The sequence below is a fragment of the Streptomyces sp. GL_148 genome (assembly GCF_057834205.1).
This window is the reverse complement of the sequence record NZ_CM174396.1, coordinates 1,502,471-1,518,183: the sequence shown is the minus strand read 5'-3', so window position 1 is coordinate 1,518,183 and position 15,713 is coordinate 1,502,471. Positions and strand designations below refer to the sequence as shown.

At 72.1% G+C, this 15,713-nt stretch carries 17 protein-coding genes; 10 read left to right on the top strand and 7 right to left on the bottom strand.

Features of this window, described 5'->3' with window-relative positions; genetic code table 11:
* Positions 1 to 88 precede the first annotated feature (88 nt).
* On the top strand, positions 89 to 2,197 hold the full coding sequence (locus AC3IYI_RS06905) for a primosomal protein N' (protein ID WP_489411454.1): 2,109 nt from the start codon (positions 89 to 91) through the stop codon (positions 2,195 to 2,197).
* 538 nt (positions 2,198 to 2,735) lie between these two features.
* Here the strand turns inward: AC3IYI_RS06905 and AC3IYI_RS06900 are convergent.
* The gene (locus tag AC3IYI_RS06900) at positions 2,736 to 3,257 is read right to left on the bottom strand and encodes a hypothetical protein (RefSeq protein ID WP_489409358.1); all 522 of its coding nucleotides are present in this window, start codon (positions 3,255 to 3,257) and stop codon (positions 2,736 to 2,738) included.
* 261 nt (positions 3,258 to 3,518) lie between these two features.
* Between AC3IYI_RS06900 and fmt the strand changes: the two genes are divergently transcribed.
* Together fmt and AC3IYI_RS06890 are read left to right on the top strand one after the other, a co-directional pair.
* Entirely contained in the window at positions 3,519 to 4,466 is a 948-nt protein-coding gene (gene fmt / locus AC3IYI_RS06895; protein ID WP_489409357.1) for a methionyl-tRNA formyltransferase, read from the top strand.
* A gap of 88 nt (positions 4,467 to 4,554) precedes the next feature.
* Positions 4,555 to 6,003 carry an RsmB/NOP family class I SAM-dependent RNA methyltransferase gene (locus AC3IYI_RS06890; RefSeq protein WP_489409356.1) on the top strand — a complete coding sequence of 483 codons (1,449 nt, stop codon included), beginning with the start codon at positions 4,555 to 4,557 and terminating at the stop codon, positions 6,001 to 6,003.
* Between the two features lie 54 nt (positions 6,004 to 6,057).
* Here AC3IYI_RS06890 and AC3IYI_RS06885 read toward each other — a convergent pair whose 3' ends face one another.
* Entirely contained in the window at positions 6,058 to 6,459 is a 402-nt protein-coding gene (locus AC3IYI_RS06885; protein WP_489409355.1) for a RidA family protein, read from the bottom strand.
* A 123-nt stretch (positions 6,460 to 6,582) separates the two neighbouring features.
* On the opposite strand from AC3IYI_RS06885, the gene AC3IYI_RS06880 reads away from it, so the two are divergent.
* From AC3IYI_RS06880 to AC3IYI_RS06855, 6 genes are all read left to right on the top strand, one after another.
* Positions 6,583 to 7,563, top strand: a complete 981-nt coding sequence (locus AC3IYI_RS06880; protein ID WP_489409354.1) for a helix-turn-helix transcriptional regulator — start codon at positions 6,583 to 6,585, stop codon at positions 7,561 to 7,563.
* A gap of 123 nt (positions 7,564 to 7,686) precedes the next feature.
* Positions 7,687 to 8,373, top strand: coding sequence for a ribulose-phosphate 3-epimerase (gene rpe, locus AC3IYI_RS06875; RefSeq protein ID WP_489409353.1), 687 nt, complete (start codon positions 7,687 to 7,689; stop codon positions 8,371 to 8,373).
* A gap of 124 nt (positions 8,374 to 8,497) precedes the next feature.
* Positions 8,498 to 9,511 (top strand): sugar-binding transcriptional regulator, encoded by a 1,014-nt coding sequence (locus AC3IYI_RS06870; protein ID WP_489411453.1) that lies wholly within the window; start codon positions 8,498 to 8,500, stop codon positions 9,509 to 9,511.
* 136 nt (positions 9,512 to 9,647) lie between these two features.
* A complete protein-coding gene (locus tag AC3IYI_RS06865) occupies positions 9,648 to 9,872 on the top strand; it encodes a hypothetical protein (protein WP_243334368.1) in 225 nt (74 codons plus the stop codon).
* 259 nt (positions 9,873 to 10,131) lie between these two features.
* On the top strand, positions 10,132 to 10,407 hold the full coding sequence (locus AC3IYI_RS06860) for a guanyl-specific ribonuclease (RefSeq protein ID WP_489411452.1): 276 nt from the start codon (positions 10,132 to 10,134) through the stop codon (positions 10,405 to 10,407).
* A gap of 26 nt (positions 10,408 to 10,433) precedes the next feature.
* Positions 10,434 to 10,847, top strand: a complete 414-nt coding sequence (locus tag AC3IYI_RS06855) for a barstar family protein (protein ID WP_489409352.1) — start codon at positions 10,434 to 10,436, stop codon at positions 10,845 to 10,847.
* Between the two features lie 133 nt (positions 10,848 to 10,980).
* Here AC3IYI_RS06855 and AC3IYI_RS06850 read toward each other — a convergent pair whose 3' ends face one another.
* The 5 genes from AC3IYI_RS06850 to AC3IYI_RS06830 all read right to left on the bottom strand — a co-directional run bounded on the left by AC3IYI_RS06850 (position 10,981) and on the right by AC3IYI_RS06830 (position 14,564).
* A complete protein-coding gene (locus tag AC3IYI_RS06850; protein ID WP_489409351.1) occupies positions 10,981 to 11,484 on the bottom strand; it encodes a group II truncated hemoglobin in 504 nt (167 codons plus the stop codon).
* The gene (locus tag AC3IYI_RS06845) at positions 11,481 to 11,810 is read right to left on the bottom strand and encodes a putative quinol monooxygenase (RefSeq protein WP_489409350.1); all 330 of its coding nucleotides are present in this window, start codon (positions 11,808 to 11,810) and stop codon (positions 11,481 to 11,483) included. The genes AC3IYI_RS06850 and AC3IYI_RS06845 overlap by 4 nt, the downstream gene beginning before the upstream one ends.
* Before the next feature lie 91 nt (positions 11,811 to 11,901).
* Positions 11,902 to 12,399: a hypothetical protein gene (locus AC3IYI_RS06840; protein WP_489409349.1), complete on the bottom strand. Its 498-nt coding sequence runs from the start codon at positions 12,397 to 12,399 to the stop codon at positions 11,902 to 11,904.
* Positions 12,400 to 12,501: 102 nt separating this feature from the next.
* On the bottom strand, positions 12,502 to 14,145 hold the full coding sequence (locus AC3IYI_RS06835; RefSeq protein ID WP_243334551.1) for an FAD-dependent oxidoreductase: 1,644 nt from the start codon (positions 14,143 to 14,145) through the stop codon (positions 12,502 to 12,504).
* Between the two features lie 146 nt (positions 14,146 to 14,291).
* Positions 14,292 to 14,564 carry a UBP-type zinc finger domain-containing protein gene (locus AC3IYI_RS06830; protein WP_489409348.1) on the bottom strand — a complete coding sequence of 91 codons (273 nt, stop codon included), beginning with the start codon at positions 14,562 to 14,564 and terminating at the stop codon, positions 14,292 to 14,294.
* Between the two features lie 296 nt (positions 14,565 to 14,860).
* On the opposite strand from AC3IYI_RS06830, the gene AC3IYI_RS06825 reads away from it, so the two are divergent.
* Entirely contained in the window at positions 14,861 to 15,685 is an 825-nt protein-coding gene (locus AC3IYI_RS06825; protein ID WP_489409347.1) for a type 1 glutamine amidotransferase domain-containing protein, read from the top strand.
* Positions 15,686 to 15,713 lie beyond the last annotated feature (28 nt).

The following is a 15,713-nucleotide window of genomic DNA, read 5'->3' as shown; positions in this document are numbered from 1 at the left end:
CGTGGTCCGGGGCCGTCCGCGTGCGGCGCCCCGTCCGCCGTTGTCGGTGGGGTTTGGTAAGAATGCGGGTGTGAGCAGCACCGATGACATGGGGGAGCGGAGCGCGCCGGGCGGTCCGCCGGAGCAGCTCGCGCTGATGCGGGAGATGGTCGCCGAGGCGAAGGCCAAGGCGCCCAAGGCCAAGCCGCGGACCTGGCGCGGGGCTTCCGTGGCCGAGGAACTGCCCGTGGCCCGGGTCCTCGTCAACAAGGGCGTGCTCCACCTCGACCGGCTCTTCGACTACGCCGTCCCCGCCGAACTCTCCGAGTCCGCCCAGCCCGGTGTCCGCGTCCGGGTCCGTTTCGGCGCGGGCTCCCACCGGGTGCACGGCGGCCGCCGCGAGGGCGGCGGGCTCATCGACGGCTTCGTCATCGAGCGCCGCGCCGAGTCCGACTACAACGGAGCCCTCGCGGCCCTCGCCCAGGTCGTCTCGCCCGAGGTCGTGCTCGGCCCCCGCATGCTCGCCCTCGCCCGCGCCGTCGCCGACCGGTACGCCGGCAGCCTCGCCGACGTGCTCCAGCTCGCGCTGCCCGCGCGCAGCGCCCGCGCCGAGGCCAAACCGTCCCCCGACCCGCTGCCCCCGCCCGCCGCGCCCGAGCCCGCCGGCTGGGAGCGGTACGGAGCCGGCCCCGGCTTCCTGCGGGCCTTGGCGGGCGGCGGAACCCCGCGCGCCGTGTGGACGGCCCTGCCCGGCCCCGGCTGGGCCGACGAGCTGGCCCGCGCCATGGCCGCCACCCTCGCCTCCGGACGCGGCGCCCTCGCGGTGGTCCCCGACGGGCGCACCGCCGCCCGTGTCGACGCGGCGCTCACCGCCCTGCTCGGCGAGGGGCGGCACGCCCTGCTCACCGCCGAGTCCGGGCCGGAGAAGCGCTACCGCCAGTGGCTGGCCGTCAGCCGGGGCTCGGTGCGGGCCGTGGTCGGCACCCGGGCGGCGATGTTCGCTCCCGTACGGGACCTCGGGCTCGTCGCCGTCTGGGACGACGGCGACTCCAGCCACAGCGACGTCCACGCCCCCTTCCCGCACGTGCGGGAGGTACTGGAACTGCGCGCGGTCACCGACGGCTGCGCCTTCCTGGTGGGCAGCACCAGCTGCACGGTGGAGGCCGCGCAGCTCGTCGAGTCCGGCTGGGCCCGGCCGCTGGTCGCCGACCGCGAGACGGTACGCACGTACGCGCCCCGGATCCGGACCGTCGGCGACGAGCTGCTGGCCCGGGACGGGGCCGCGCGGGCCGCCCGGCTGCCGAGCCTCGCGTGGGAGACCGTACGGGAGGGCCTGAAGACCGGGCCCGTGCTCGTCCAAGTGCCCCGGCGCGGCTACGTGCCCCGGCTGGCGTGCGAGCGGTGCCGGACGCCGGCGCGGTGCACGGCCTGCGCGGGGCCGCTGGAGGCGCCCGACGCGCGGGACCTGCACTGCGGGTGGTGCGGGCGGGCCGAGCCGGCCTGGCACTGCGAAGAGTGCGGATCGTTCCGGCTGCGGGCCCAGGTGGTGGGCGCGCGGCGGACCGCCGAGGAGCTGGGGCGGGCCTTCCCCGCCGTCCCCGTACGGACCTCCGGGCGCGACCACATCCTGGACGAGGTGCCGGACGGGCCCGCGCTGGTGGTGTCCACGCCCGGCGCCGAGCCGGTCGCGGCGGGCGCCGGGTACGCGGCGGCGCTGCTGCTGGACGGCTGGGCCATGCTCAGCCGGCCCGACCTGCGGGCGAGCGAGGACGCGCTGCGGCGGTGGCTCGCGGCGGCCTCGCTGGTACGGGGGGACGGGCAGGTGGTGGTCGTCGCCGAGCCGACGCTGCGGCCCGTCCAGGCGCTGGTGCGGTGGGATCCCGTCGGGCACGCGGTACGGGAGCTCGCGGAGCGGGCGCAGCTCGGGTTCCCGCCGGTTTCCCGGATGGCGGCGGTCGCCGCGGGCAGCGCCGAGGCCGTCGAAGCCTTCCTGGCGGGGGCCGGACTGCCGCCGGACGCGGAGGTGCTGGGGCCGGTGCCGCTGCCCGGGCGGCGGGGGGAGCCGTCCGCGGGGGAGCGGGCGCTGGTCCGGGTCCCGCCGGGCAGTGGGGCTGCGCTGGCAGCTGCGCTGAAGGGTGCGCAGGTGGCCCGGATGGCGCGGGGGGTTCCGGCGGCGGAGGCGGTCCGGATCCGGATCGATCCGTTGGACATCGGCTGAGCCTGCCTCGCGTGGCGCGGCCGGGCCGGCTTCGTCCGCCCTGGGCGGGTCCGGGCGGATGGGCCTGCGGGGCGGAGTCCCCGCTGCGACCCTTGCCGCTGCGCGGGGCAGAAGTCCCCTCCCCGCCCTTCCACCATCCCCCCAGACTCCGTCCGGGGGGACCCCCAGCCGGGCGTTGCCCGGACCCCGGTCCTCAGCGCCGGACGGGCTGGAAGGGGTACCGGGCTGCGCCCGGACCCCCTGGGGCTCCGCCCCAGACCCCGGTCCTCAGACGCCGGACGGCTGAATTGGCTGCGCCCGGACCCCCTGGGGCTGCGCCCAGACCCCGGTCCTCAGACGCCGGACGGCTGAATTGGCTGCGCCCGAGGACCGGGGTCCGGGCGGAGCCCGGGGAACGGGCGAGGGCGGGTAGGGGAACTCCATCTGTTCCTCCCGGTTCCTTCCCTGTGCCGGGAACGACGGAGCCCCCGGCGGGGCGGCCCTGGGGGCGCTCCGCCGGGGGCCGGCCGTCGGGGGTCGGCGTCCCGGCGGCGGTGGGTCAGCCGTTGCGGGGGCCGGGGAAGGCGGCGGGGCGGGACGCGCCCGCCTCCTCGCGCACCGGCTGCGGCGGCACCGAGCGCGCTGCCGGGACGGTGGGCAGGGGCCCCAGGGTCCGGGTCGTCGTGCCCTCGGTCAGCGGCTCCCGCTCGGCGCTGCCGGGCTCGGCGCTCTGCGCCCGGCGGGCCCCGTAGCGCCGGTGGACGGCCTGCTTGGTGACGCCGAGCGCCGAGCCGACCGCGTCCCACGAGAAGCCGAGCGAGCGGTCGAAGTCCACCGCGGCGGTGACCAGCGTCTCGACGCTGTCCCGCAGCTCCTGGGCGAGGCGGACGGTGGGCGCGGGTGCCCGGCCGTAGACGACGAAGCCCGTGGAAGGGCCTGAGCGGCGCGGGCGGTAGACGTTGCCGAGCTGGGCGGTGAGCGTACGCAGAGCATCCACCTGCCGGCGAACCCGCTCGATGTCCCGCACCAGGAGGTGCAGGCTGGCCCGTGCTTGGGCGTCGTGGGTGGCGTGGTCGGCCATGAAGAAGCCTCTCGAACCGGTGCTGAAGAGCGGATAGGGCCGCAGACACCGTTCTGTTTCGCGGCCCGTTTCGGTCAATCTCTCTTGACCAACGCGCTACCCGGTGGGCAGGTCACGCTGTGGGGGCGTGTCGGCATATGCGAGGAGCGCGCGTGTGTGCGTACGCCCCCTCGGGCGGGCAACTCGGCGCAGGTGGGACCGTGGGCGGACAGACCATAGACTGATGTGCTGCTGACAGCCGAGATAGCGAGGTAGACCCCAGTGAAGCTCGTCTTCGCAGGCACCCCCGAGGTCGCCGTGCCCGCCCTGGACGCTCTGATCGCCTCCGGGCGCCACGAGGTCGCCGCCGTCGTCACCCGGCCCGACGCGCCCGCCGGCCGAGGCCGTCGCCTCGTCGCCAGCCCCGTGGCCGAGCGCGCCGAGGAAGCCGGCATCGAGGTGCTCAAGCCCGCCCGGCCGCGCGACCCGGACTTCCAGGCCCGATTGAGGGAGATCGGGCCCGACTGCTGTCCGGTGGTCGCGTACGGTGCGCTGATTCCCAAGGGCGCGTTGGACATTCCGAAGCACGGCTGGGTCAACCTGCACTTCTCGCTGCTGCCCGCGTGGCGCGGTGCCGCGCCCGTGCAGCAGTCGATCATGGCGGGGGACCAGGTCACCGGTGCCTCCACCTTCCGGATCGAGGAGGGGCTGGACACCGGCCCGGTCTTCGGGATCCTCACCGAGGAGATCCGGCCCACCGACACCAGCGGCGACCTGCTGACCCGCCTCGCCTTCGCCGGCTCAGGGCTGCTGGTCGCCACGATGGACGGCATCGAGGACGGCACCCTGCGCGCGGTGGAGCAGCCCGCCGACGGGATCTCGCTCGCGCCGAAGATCACCGTCGAGGACGCCCGGGTCGACTGGAACGCGCCCGCGATGCGCGTCGACCGGCTGGTGCGCGGCTGCACCCCGGCGCCGGGCGCCTGGACGGTGTTCCGGGGGGAGCGGCTCAAGCTGGTCTCGGTCGGGCTCGTCGCGGACCGGACCGACCTGAAGCCGGGCGACCTGAGCGTGGCCAAGAACAACGTCTACGTCGGCACCGGCTCGCACGCCGTGGAGCTGCTCTGGGTGCAGCCGCAGGGCAAGAAGCCGATGAAGGCCGCCGACTGGGCGCGCGGGGTGCGGATCGCTCCTGGTGAGCGCTTGGGCGGCGGGGTCGACGTAGGCTGATTTTCGTAGTTATTCGCGTTTCCTCTCCTTCCTCTCTTTCCTCTTTTGTTCTTGCAGTTCTTCCCGTAACCCCCGGAGCACCTTTCACGTGAGCGAGCAGCCTCGTAGCAAGCCGGCCAAGACGGCCAAGCCGTATCGCAGGCCCAAGAAGGACCCCGTCCGGATGCTGGCCTTCGAGGTGCTGCGGGCGGTGGACGAGCGTGACGCGTACGCGAACCTCGTGCTGCCGCCGCTGCTGAAGAAGGCCCGCAAGGACGAGACCTTCCAGGCGCGGGACGCGGCGCTGGCCACCGAGCTCGTGTACGGGACCCTGCGCCGCCAGGGCACGTACGACGCGGTCATCAAGGCCTGCATCGACCGGCCGCTGCGCGAGGTCGACCCGCCGGTGCTCGACGTGCTCTCGCTCGGCGCGCACCAGCTGCTCGGGACCCGGATCCCCACCCACGCGGCGGTGTCCGCGAGCGTGGAGCTGGCCCGGGTGGTGCTCGGGGACGGGCGGGCGAAGTTCGTCAACGCGGTGCTGCGCAAGATCTCCGCGCACGACCTGGAGGGGTGGCTGGAGAAGGTCGCCCCGGCGTACGAGGACGACGCCGAGGAACACCTCGCGGTCTTCCACTCGCACCCGAGGTGGGTCGTCAGCGCCCTGTGGGACTCGCTGGGCGGCGGCCGCGCCGGGATCGAGGACCTGCTGGAGGCCGACAACGAGCGGCCCGAGGTCACGCTCGTGGCGAGGCCAGGGCGGTCCACGGCGCAGGAGCTGCTGGAAGCGGTGGGCGAGGACTCGGCGCTGCCCGGGCGCTGGTCCCCGTACGCGGTCAGGATGGCCGAGGGTGGCGAACCGGGTGCACTGGAGGCGGTGCGCGAGGGCCGCGCCGGTGTTCAGGACGAAGGCAGCCAGCTGGTGGCGATGGCCCTGGCGGCCGTCCCGGTCGAGGGCCGCGACGAGCGCTGGCTGGACGGCTGCGCGGGCCCGGGCGGCAAGGCGGCGCTGCTCGCGGCGCTCGCCGCTCAGCGCGGGGCGTTCCTGCTGGCCTCCGAGAAGCAGCCCCACCGGGCCCGCCTGGTCGAGCGGGCGCTCGCCGGCAACCCCGGCCCGTACCAGGTCATCACCGCCGACGGAACGCGCCCACCGTGGCTGCCGGGTTCCTTCGACCGCGTCCTGATGGACGTGCCCTGCTCCGGCCTGGGCGCACTGCGCCGCCGGCCGGAGGCGCGCTGGCGCCGCCGGCCGGAGGACCTGGAGAGCTTCGCGCCGCTCCAGCGCGGGCTGCTGCGCGAGGCCCTGTCGGCCGTCCGGGTGGGCGGCGTCGTGGGCTACGCGACCTGCTCTCCGCACCTGGCGGAGACCCGGGTGGTCGTGGAGGACGTCCTCAAGGGACGGGGCGCGGGTGCGGCCCCGATCGCGGCGGAACTGATCGACGCGCGACCGTACATGCAGGAGGTCCCGGCGCTGGGCGACGGCCCGGACGTGCAGCTGTGGCCGCACTTGCACGGGACGGACGCGATGTATCTGGCGCTGATCCGCCGGACCGGGTAGCGGGACGGGTACGGGACTGGGTGGGGGCCGGGTAGGGGAGGCCGCGCGGTTGCGTCAGGCGACGGCGGTCCCCTCCAGCTCCACCAGCTGGCCGGGGATCGCCAGCCGTGTCACGCCGAGCATCGTGGTGGTCGGCGCCACCCCGGCGGCTCCCAGCCGCCCTGCCAGCTCGCCGTAGTGCCGGAAGAGCAGGTCGACGTCGGTCGTGTAGACGTTGAGGCGGATGAGGTTCGCCAGGGACATGCCGGCCTCGACGAGCACGGCCTCCACGTTGTCGATGCTCAGCGCCAGCTGCGCCGCCATGTCACCGTCGTGCTCGGGCTTTCCGTCGGCGTTCATCGCGGTCTGCCCCGAGAGGTACAAGGTCCGGGTGTGGCCGGAGACGACCTCGCCCTGGTTGAAGCCCATCTCGACCGACCATGTCACCGGGTTGACTGCGGTTCGCTGCGTTGCCATGTCGGGTCTCCATCGGGGTGGTGGGTGCGTGGTGTGTGGGCTCGATTGCCGCCGCTTGTTCTGTTGACGAGCCTCGCAAGGAATCACGACACCCTCTGTCGTGTATTCCGATAAAGTTTTTGCATGCGCGCAGACCGGTTGGTCTCGCTGGTGCTGCTGTTGCGTCAGCGCGGTCGGCTGACGGCGGACACGCTGGCCCGCGAGCTGGAGGTATCCACCCGTACGGTGCTGCGCGACATCGAGGGCTTGTCGGCAGCCGGGGTCCCGGTCTACGCGGAACGCGGCCGGCACGGTGGTTTCGTGCTGTCTCCCGGATTCCGGACCGAGCTCACCGGCCTGAACCACGAAGAGACCCTTGCCCTGCTGGCCGCCGGATCGGGGCGCGGTGAGCAGGTGTTCGGCCTGGGCTCGGCGCTCGCCTCGGCGATGCGGAAAGTGGTCGACGCGCTGCCCGAAAGCCACCGGGCCACGGCGAGCGACGCGGCCCAGCGATTTCTCGTCGACCCGGAGGGCGACCTGCTCTCGCGCCGGCTGGTCGCCGAAGAGGTGCCCGGATCCACGATGATCGAGGTCCGGCGCGCGGTGCTCGCCGGACGCAAGCTGCGGATCCACTACGCGGCCACGGGCGGGACGCCGCAGTGGCGCACGGTGGACCCGATCGGGCTGGTCACCGTACGGGACCGGGGCTATCTGCTGGCCACGAGAGCCGGCGAGGACCGCACCTACCGGTTGTCGCGCGTGCTGGCCGCCGAGGAACTCCCCGAAGCGGCGCAGCGACCGAACCGGGTCGATCTGGACCGGATCTGGCGGGAACGCTCCGCGCAGTTCCTCTCCGGCGGCGATCACATCGCCGTGCTGGTCCGGGTGAACCCGGCGCGGCGGGAAGACCTGCTGAACACCGCACTGGCGGTCCGCGCGGAAGAGCCCGACGCCGACGCAGACGGCTGGCTGCGCCTGGAGGTGACCTTCCAGGATTCACGACATGCCCAATGGGCCCTGTGGCAGCTCGGCATGGATGGGGAGGCGTTGGCTCCGCAGTCGTTGCGCACGCTGCTGCGCGACCGGGCGGCGGCGGTTGCGGCGCGGTATGGGGACCCGTCGTGAGGGGTGGGGGCGGGGGTGGGCTGGTGGCCCGGACCGCCCCTCCCGTAGCCACTGAAACCCGTCCCCCGTCCCCACTTCTGGGGTAGTGGCCGGAAGGCGTTGGCGGCATGGCACGCTTGGGGCATGGCCGTTCAGATCAATCCCAGCATCTTGTCCGCCGACTTCGCCCGGCTCGCCGAGGAGGCGAAGGCCGTTCAGGGGGCAGACTGGCTGCATGTCGACGTCATGGACAATCACTTTGTCCCGAACCTCACCCTCGGCGTGCCGATCGTGGAGTCGTTGAGCCGGGCGACGGACATTCCGCTCGACCTGCACCTCATGATCGAGGACCCCGACCGCTGGGCCCCTGAGTACATCGAGGCGGGTGCGGGCTCCGTGACGTTCCATGCCGAGGCCGCCGCTGCGCCCGTGCGGCTCGCGCGGGAGATCCGGGCCAAGGGGGCGCGGGCGGCCATGGCGCTGAAGCCCGCGACGCCGATCGAGCAGTACGAGGACATCCTTCCCGAGCTCGACATGCTGTTGATCATGACCGTGGAGCCCGGCTTCGGCGGCCAGCCCTTTCTCGACATCATGCTGCCCAAGATCCGCCGCACCCGGGAGCTGATCTCCAAGCACGGTCTGGAGCTGTGGCTGCAGGTCGACGGAGGCGTCTCCGCCACGACCATCGAGCGGTGCGCGGAGGCCGGCGCGGACGTCTTCGTGGCGGGCAGTGCGGTCTACGGAGCGGTCGATCCGGCGGCAGCCGTACGCACGCTGCGTGACCAGGCGGGTGCGGCGATCGCCGCCGCGCCCTGGGCTTGCAACCACTGAACCAAGGCTTGGTGAACAGCTCGGTGAACGGGAGCTGTCCAGGCTGATCAACGGCCGTCGGATCTGACAGGATGAACGGCGAGTCGAGAGTGTGAACAGCAGTGAGGAGAACGCGGTGTCTGCAATGTCGGCGGGACGGTCAGCCCTGCGGATGGGACCCGCGGAGCTGGTGCAGGCGGCGGCCATGGCGCGCCGCTTCTACCTGGAGGGGAAGTCCAAGATCCAGATCGCCGAGGAGTTCGGCGTGAGCCGCTTCAAGGTGGCCCGGGTCCTGGAGACCGCTCTGGAGCGCGACCTCGTACGCATCGAGATCCGCGTGCCGGCCGAGCTGGACGCGGAGCGCTCCGACGCGCTGCGCGCCCGGTACGGGCTGCGGCACGCCGTGGTCGTGGAGTCCCCCGCCGATGCCACCGAGGACGCGCCGGACCCGGAGAACCTGGGTGCCGTAGCCGCCGATCTGCTGGGTGAGCTCGTCAACGAGGGGGATGTGCTCGGCCTCGCGTGGGGGCGGTCGACCATCCACATGGCCGCCTCCCTGCACCGGCTGCCTCCGTGCACCGTCGTCCAGCTGACGGGGGTGTACGACGCCGGTACGGCCGAGCGCGGGTCCGTGGAGGCCGTGCGCAGGGCCGCGCAGGTGTCCGGCGGAGACGCCCACCCGATCTACGCGCCGATGCTGCTGCCGGATCCGGCCACCGCGGCCGCCCTGCGGAGCCAGACGGGGATCGCGCGGGCCTTCGAGTACTTCGACAAGGTGACGGTCGCCGCCGTCTCCATCGGGTCCTGGGAGCCGGGCATCTCGACCGTCCACGACATGCTGAGCGACGAGGAGCGGGCGCACTACGCCTCGCTGGGTGTCGCGGCTGAAATGTCCGCCCATTTGTTTGATTCCGAGGGGCGCCGGGTCGGGCGGGACCTCGGCGAGCGGTGCATCACCGTGGAGGCGGACCGGCTGCGCCGGATCCCCGAGGTCGTCGCCATCGCCGGCGGGCTGCGCAAGGCGTCCGCGATCGGGGCCGTGCTGCGCTCGGGGCTCGTGACCAGTCTGGTCACCGACACCGCCGTCGCGGACTACCTGCTGACCGAATCGGAGCCCGGCCGCAGGCCCGCACTGGAGCGGGCCGACCCCGACGAGTGATTGTTCGGATTGGTCCGATTGTCCGGGCGAATGCCGGTCAAACGCGGGCGCGTGAGGTTCGCCGATGCGGATGGTGCCGGAATTGAGATCCGAACGGCGGACCGTTCGACGGCCTGCTGGGCGCATACTGGGTGCAATGACAAAGTCCGCAGTACCTCGCCGCCATCTGCCGTCCAGCCCGTTCAAGGCCCCCGTGGAAGCGCCGCTCCGGCACTTCAGCGTCGGCGACCGGGTTTCTCACGATGAGCACGGCCTCGGCCGTGTCGTCGCCGTTGAGGAGGGGATCGCTGTCCTCGTTGAATTCGGGCCTGAGGTCCGCAAGCGCATTCTGAGCCCGTACACCAAGATGTCCGCCCTCTGAAGACACCGCGCGATTCGCGGGCGAATCGGATATTTGGCACGATCGGTGCATGATCTTTTGGAACGTGCCCCGATCGTTGCTGCGTGTGCTGGGGGCCGTGTTCCTCTGCGCGGCGCTGGTCGGTGCGGTGGGTTGCAGCGGGAAGAAACCCGCGCCTGCCGCGGCCACCAGTACGAGCGCGAGCGCCGGCTCCGGCGTTGACGTTGCCCCGAGCGGGGCGGCGAGTTCCGCCGTGCCGACGCCCGGATGGGCGAAGGGCATGGCGACGGTACGGGCCGCGGCATTGCCGCAGCAGGCCCGGGACGTGTTCGCGCTGATCGACAAGGGCGGGCCGTACCAGTACCGGCAGGACGGGACCGTCTTCGGCAATTTCGAGAAGGTCCTGCCGCAGAAGAAGCGCGGCTACTACCACGAGTTCACCGTGAAGACGCCCGGTGAGCGGGACCGTGGGGCCCGGCGGATCGTGACCGGTGGGGGCGGGGAGTTCTTCTACACGGACGACCACTACAAGACCTTCGAGGCGGTTCTCCGATGACCTTGGACCCGCGGCCCCTGGCCCCCGTGCTCGAAGCGGCCGAGGCCGCCGGCTGGGCGACCGTACGGCTGGATCTGGACGGCGTACGGAGCAAAGCGGAGCTGATGCGCGTGTGTGGGAGCGCGCTAGGGGTTCCCGAGTACTTCGGGGGGAACTGGGATGCGCTGGCCGATGCGATGAGGGATCTGTCGTGGTTGCCGGCTGCGCCGGGGCGGCTGATTGCCGTGACCTCTTGGCGTGGGTATGCGGAGGCTCGGCCTGCGGACTGGGAGACGTTGCGGGAGATCCTGGAGGAGGCCGTCGATTTCTGGCGGGCGGAGTCCGAGTCCGGGGGCGAGGTTGATGCGCCGGGGCTGACGGTGCTGCTCGCCGAGTCCGGCCCGGGGCCGGCTGCCGGGGCTCCGCCCCGGGCCCCGCGCCTCAAGCGCCGGCGAGGCTGAGATTTGCCCCGGTGGGGTCGGATGGTGCGGCGGGATGGGCCCGCCGGGCTGGGAGGGGCCTGCCCCGGCTGGGATGGGTTCGCAGAGCTGGAGGGGCCCGGCGGAGCGCGGGGGCTCCGCCGGGGAAGCCGGGTCAGGGCTTCGGGATCCAGGGTGGGGTTTGGCCCCAGGACCAAACCGGGATGTCGGCCGCGTCGACCGGGGGTGGGTTGGGGCCCGAGTAGATCAGGGCCATGCGGGTGCCCCATTCGATGTAGTACGCGAAGACCGCGCGGAACTCGGGGTCCGTGGGCAGGCCCACCTCGTCGGCGGTGTCCGTCAGGAGGTCCACCCAGCGGCGGCGCTGCTGTTCGGTGATGCCGCGGCCCAGGTGCTTGGTGGCCATGTGCTGGTGGCCGCCGTGGGCCGCCGTGTACTGCTTCGGGCCGCCGAAGACTTCCGCCAGCCAGACCGCTACGTGCTGGGGGTGCTCCGCGTCCATGCCCGCGAAGACCGGGGCCAGGATCTCGTCCCGCAGGGCGTGGGCGTAGAAGACGTCCGTGAGGCGGTTCATCGCCTCCTCGCCGCCCATCCATGCGTAGATGGTGGGCGTGGTGCCGGGCGTCGTGTCCGGTGTGGTCTCTGGTGTGGTGCTCATGACGGGGTGGAAGCCTTTCCGGGGCCGGCCACCTTGGTGACGAGGTAGTGCTGCATTTCCTCGATGGCCGTGACGTACGGGCGGATCGCGCTGAAGAACGCGGGGAAGTGCTCGCCCTTGCGGAAGCCGTTCAGGTGGGCGTCGGTCGAGGTCCAGCGGATGCGGAGGATGTAGCGCTCGGGCTCTTCCTCGCAGCGGGCGAGTTCGTAGTCGATGCACTCCGGCGAGGCGGCCAGGGCCTCGGAGGCCCTGACGTACGCGTCTTCGAAAGCCGGCTGGTCGTCCAATGCGATCCGGTAGCGGATGTATTCGACGGTGGTCGTCATGGTGCGGGCCTCTCCCTGGGGTCGGGCGTTGATCGCCGGTGGTCCGTGCCAGGCTCGCGCGATCTTGCGGGCGCGGGGAGATCTTTCGCCGTTATGACCCGGACTTCTGGGAGTCGGCGAGGTCCGGACCCTCGGCGCGGACCTGCTGGACCCGGTCCAGGGACTCGCGCAGGTCCGTCAGCCAGGTGTCGGTGTTGCGTCCGACCAGGCGGACGCACCAGGCGAGGGCGTCGGCGCGGCTGCGGGCGACGCCGCCCGCGACCAGGGTGTCGAGGACCTGGCGCTCGGGCTGGCGCAGGCGGGTCATGACCGGGACCGCGAGGTGGGTGAAGAGGGTCTGCTCCTCGCCGGACCGGGCGGCCCAGGACACCTTGCGGCGGTAGAGCTCCTCCGCCTCCCGGGCGACTTCCATGCGCTGTTCGCGGGTGCGCTCGCGGAAGGCGGCGACCGATTCGGTCTCGGGGATCGCGCCGACGACGGTGATCTCCTCCCGGTCGACCGTGACCGAGAGGAGCGAGGTGTAGACGTCCACCGGCAGGTGCTCGGCGAACCAGGTGCGGAGCTGTTCGTTCTGCTCGGATGTAATCATGTAATCAACGGTGCGTCGGGGTGGAGCTTGATCGCAAGTGGGCCCGGGCGGTGTTCGCTCTCAGCCCAGAGAGTTCAGCCCGGAGAGTTCAGCCCGGAGGGCTCAGCCCATCGAGCGGTAGCGGTGGATCAGGGAGACCGCCATCGCTCCCTCGCCCACGCCCGAGGCGACCCGTTTGACCGAGTGGGCCCGTACGTCCCCCGCCGCGAAGACGCCGGGAACGCTGGTCTCCAGCGGGTACGGGGCGCGCTCCAGGCTCCACTCCTCCGGGAGTTCGCCGCCGTTGGAGATCAGGTCCGAGCCGGTGAGGACGAAGCCGTACTCGTCCCGCTCGACCACCCCGGCCAGCCAGCTCGTGTGCGGGCGGGCGCCGATGAAGGTGAACATGAAGCGGGCCGGGATCTCCTTGTCCTCGCCGGTCTCGGAGTTGTGGAGGGTCAGGCGTTCGAGGTGGTCCTCGCCGTGCAGGCTGACGACCGTCGTGCGGACCCGCACCTCGATGTTGGGAGTGCGCTCGATCTCGTCGATCAGGTAGCGGGACATGCTGTCGTCGAGCGAGGCGGCGCGGACCAGGATGGTGACCCGGGCGGCGTACTTGGCGAAGTGCACGGCGGCCTGGCCGGCCGAGTTGGCACCGCCCACGATGAACACGTGCTGCGAGATGCACGCCGAGCTCTCCGTGGTCGCCGCGCCGTAGTAGAGCCCGGCGCCCTCGAAGCGGTCGGCGCCGGGGGCGTCCAGGCGGTTGTACGAGACGCCGGTCGCCAGGAGCACCGTCTCGGCGCTGATCTCCGTACCGTCCGCCAGGGTCAGGATCTTCGCCGGGTCGTCACGGGTCAGCGAGGTCACCTCCACCGGGTGCAGGATCTCCGCTCCGAAGCGGGAGGCCTGGATGGTGGCGCGGCGGGTCAGGTCGCCGCCGGAGAGGCCCGAGGGGAAGCCGAGGTAGTTCTCGATCAGGCTGGAGGTGCCGGCCTGGCCGCCCGGGGCGCGGGAGTCCAGCATGAGCGTGGACAGGCCCTCGGAGGCCGAGTAGACCCCCGCCGCGAGGCCCGCGGGGCCCGCGCCGACGATGACGCACTCGTAGTGCGGGCGCGAGGCGGTGGTGGCCAGCCCCAGGCGCTGGGCCAGCTGCGTGTCCGTCGGCGCGGAGAGCACCGAGCCGTCGGGGAAGCGGACCAGGGGCAGCGCGGCGTCGGGCTGGGCGGCGGCTATCACGGTCAGCGCCTCGGGGTCCCGCTCGACGTTGAGGAAGCGGAAGGGCTGGCCGTTGCGGGTGAAGAAGTCCCGGACGGCGTGGGTGCCGGGGGAGACCAGGTGACCCGCGACGATGATCCCGTCGTACGCCGGGCGGTAGGTGGCGAGCCAGTCGGACAGGAGGTCGTCCAGGACCGGGAAGAGCCGCTCGTGCGGCGGGTCCCAGGGCTTGAGCAGGTAGTAGTCCAGGCGGACCCGGTTGATGGCGGTGATCGCCGCGTCCGTCTCGGCGTACGCGGTGAGGAGCACGCGGCGGGCGTCGGGGAAGCGGCTGACGGCCTCCAGCAGGAACTCGACCCCGGTGACGTCCGGCATCCGCTGGTCGACGAGGAAGAGCGCCGGGTCGTGGCCGCGCTCGTCGAGGGAGTCCAGGATCTTGAGCGCGTCGGCGGCCGAGGAGGCGCCGAGCACCCGGTAGCGGTCGCCGTACGCGCTGCGCAGGTCGCGGCGGACGGCGCGCAGCACCTGCGGGTCGTCGTCCACGGCCAGGATGACGGGCTTGCGGTTCTCCGCGCGCGCCGCGGCTTCGGCGGTCGCGGCCGCCGTCGTGCCGGGGGCGCCCGTGGTGCCGGTTGTGCCGGTCGTGCTCGCGGCGGTGGTGCTCGTGGGCGCCGTGGCGCTCTCCGGGGCGGCGCTCACGCCGGGTCCAGCATCAGCTTGTCGGTGTAGCACCAGGCCCAGTCCTCGCCGGGCTCGTGGGAGGCCGCGATGGGGTGCGCGGTGGTCCCGTAGTGCCTGGTGGCGTGACGGTTCTTCGAGGAGTCGCAGCAGCCGACGTGCCCGCAGCTCAGGCACATCCGCAGGTGCACCCAGGCGTCACCGGAGACGAGGCACTCCTCGCAGCCCTCGGTGCCCGGTTTCACCGGACGTATCGACTCGATGTGGGTGCACAACAGGTCCATCGTCATCGTCCCCGTCCCTCTCTCGCGCTCCCGCGCTGTCGCGCTTCGCGCCCGTGATATGCAGCGCGCCCGTGATTCCGGCGCGTCCAGACCATAAGGCGGGTCCCCGGCGACGGTTCAGGGATTCGGACGAAGTCAGGAAGTCCGGAAGCTACTTCATGACATCGCCGGACGACTTCCTGAGGTGCCCCCACGGCCTGGGCGACTACCTCACGAAGTCGCACACCAGCGCTTTGACGGGAACCCCGGGCGCGGCCAGTGTGGGGGACGCCAACGACAACAGGCGGCGCCTGGAGGAATCCGTGAGCAGAAAGATTCTGGTCATTGTCTCCGAACACGGTTACTGGGCCGAGGAACTGATCGGCCCCGTATCGCAGTTCGACGAGCAGGGCTATGAAGTCGTATTCGCCACGCCGACCGGAAAGCGTGCCCACGCTCTCCCGCCGAGCCTCGACGCGAACTACATCGATCCTCCGCTGGGACGCTCGGTCACCACCGAGGAGAACGCCCGGCTGGGCCGGGAGTTCGAGCAGTCGAGCCGGCTCGACTCCCCCCTCGACATCGAAGCGTGGGCCCCCGAGCGCCCGTACACGAGCGACTCGGCCTATCTGCCCAAGCTGGAGCAGTACCACCGCGATCTGGACAAGCTCCAGACCGACATCGCCGGTTTCGACGCGGTCCTCATCGTGGGCGGCAGCGGTCCGATCGTCGACCTCGCCAACAACGAGCGCGTGCACGCCCTGATCCTCGCCTTCAAGAACGCGGGCAAGGTCGTCGCGGCCGAGTGCTACGGCGTCGCCTGCCTGGCCTTCGCCCGGGACTGGGGCGACCGCCGCAGCATCATCTGGGGCAAGCACGTGACCGGCCACTGCAAGGAGTACGACTACAAGGACGGCACCGGATTCCTCGGCACCGATTTCAACATGGGGCCGCCGCCGTATCCGCTGGAGTACATCCTGCGCGATGCGACCGGGCCGCGCGGTGCGTACCACGGGAATTTCGGCCACCCGCTCTCGGTGATCGTCGACTTCCCGTTCGTGACCGGTCGTTCGACCCCCGATTCGTATCTCACGGGGCAGAAGATCGTGGAAGTCCTGGAGAACGGTCTCACCCGGTACGGCTGGTAATTCCGGTCCGACGCTGCGAAAAGGAGGG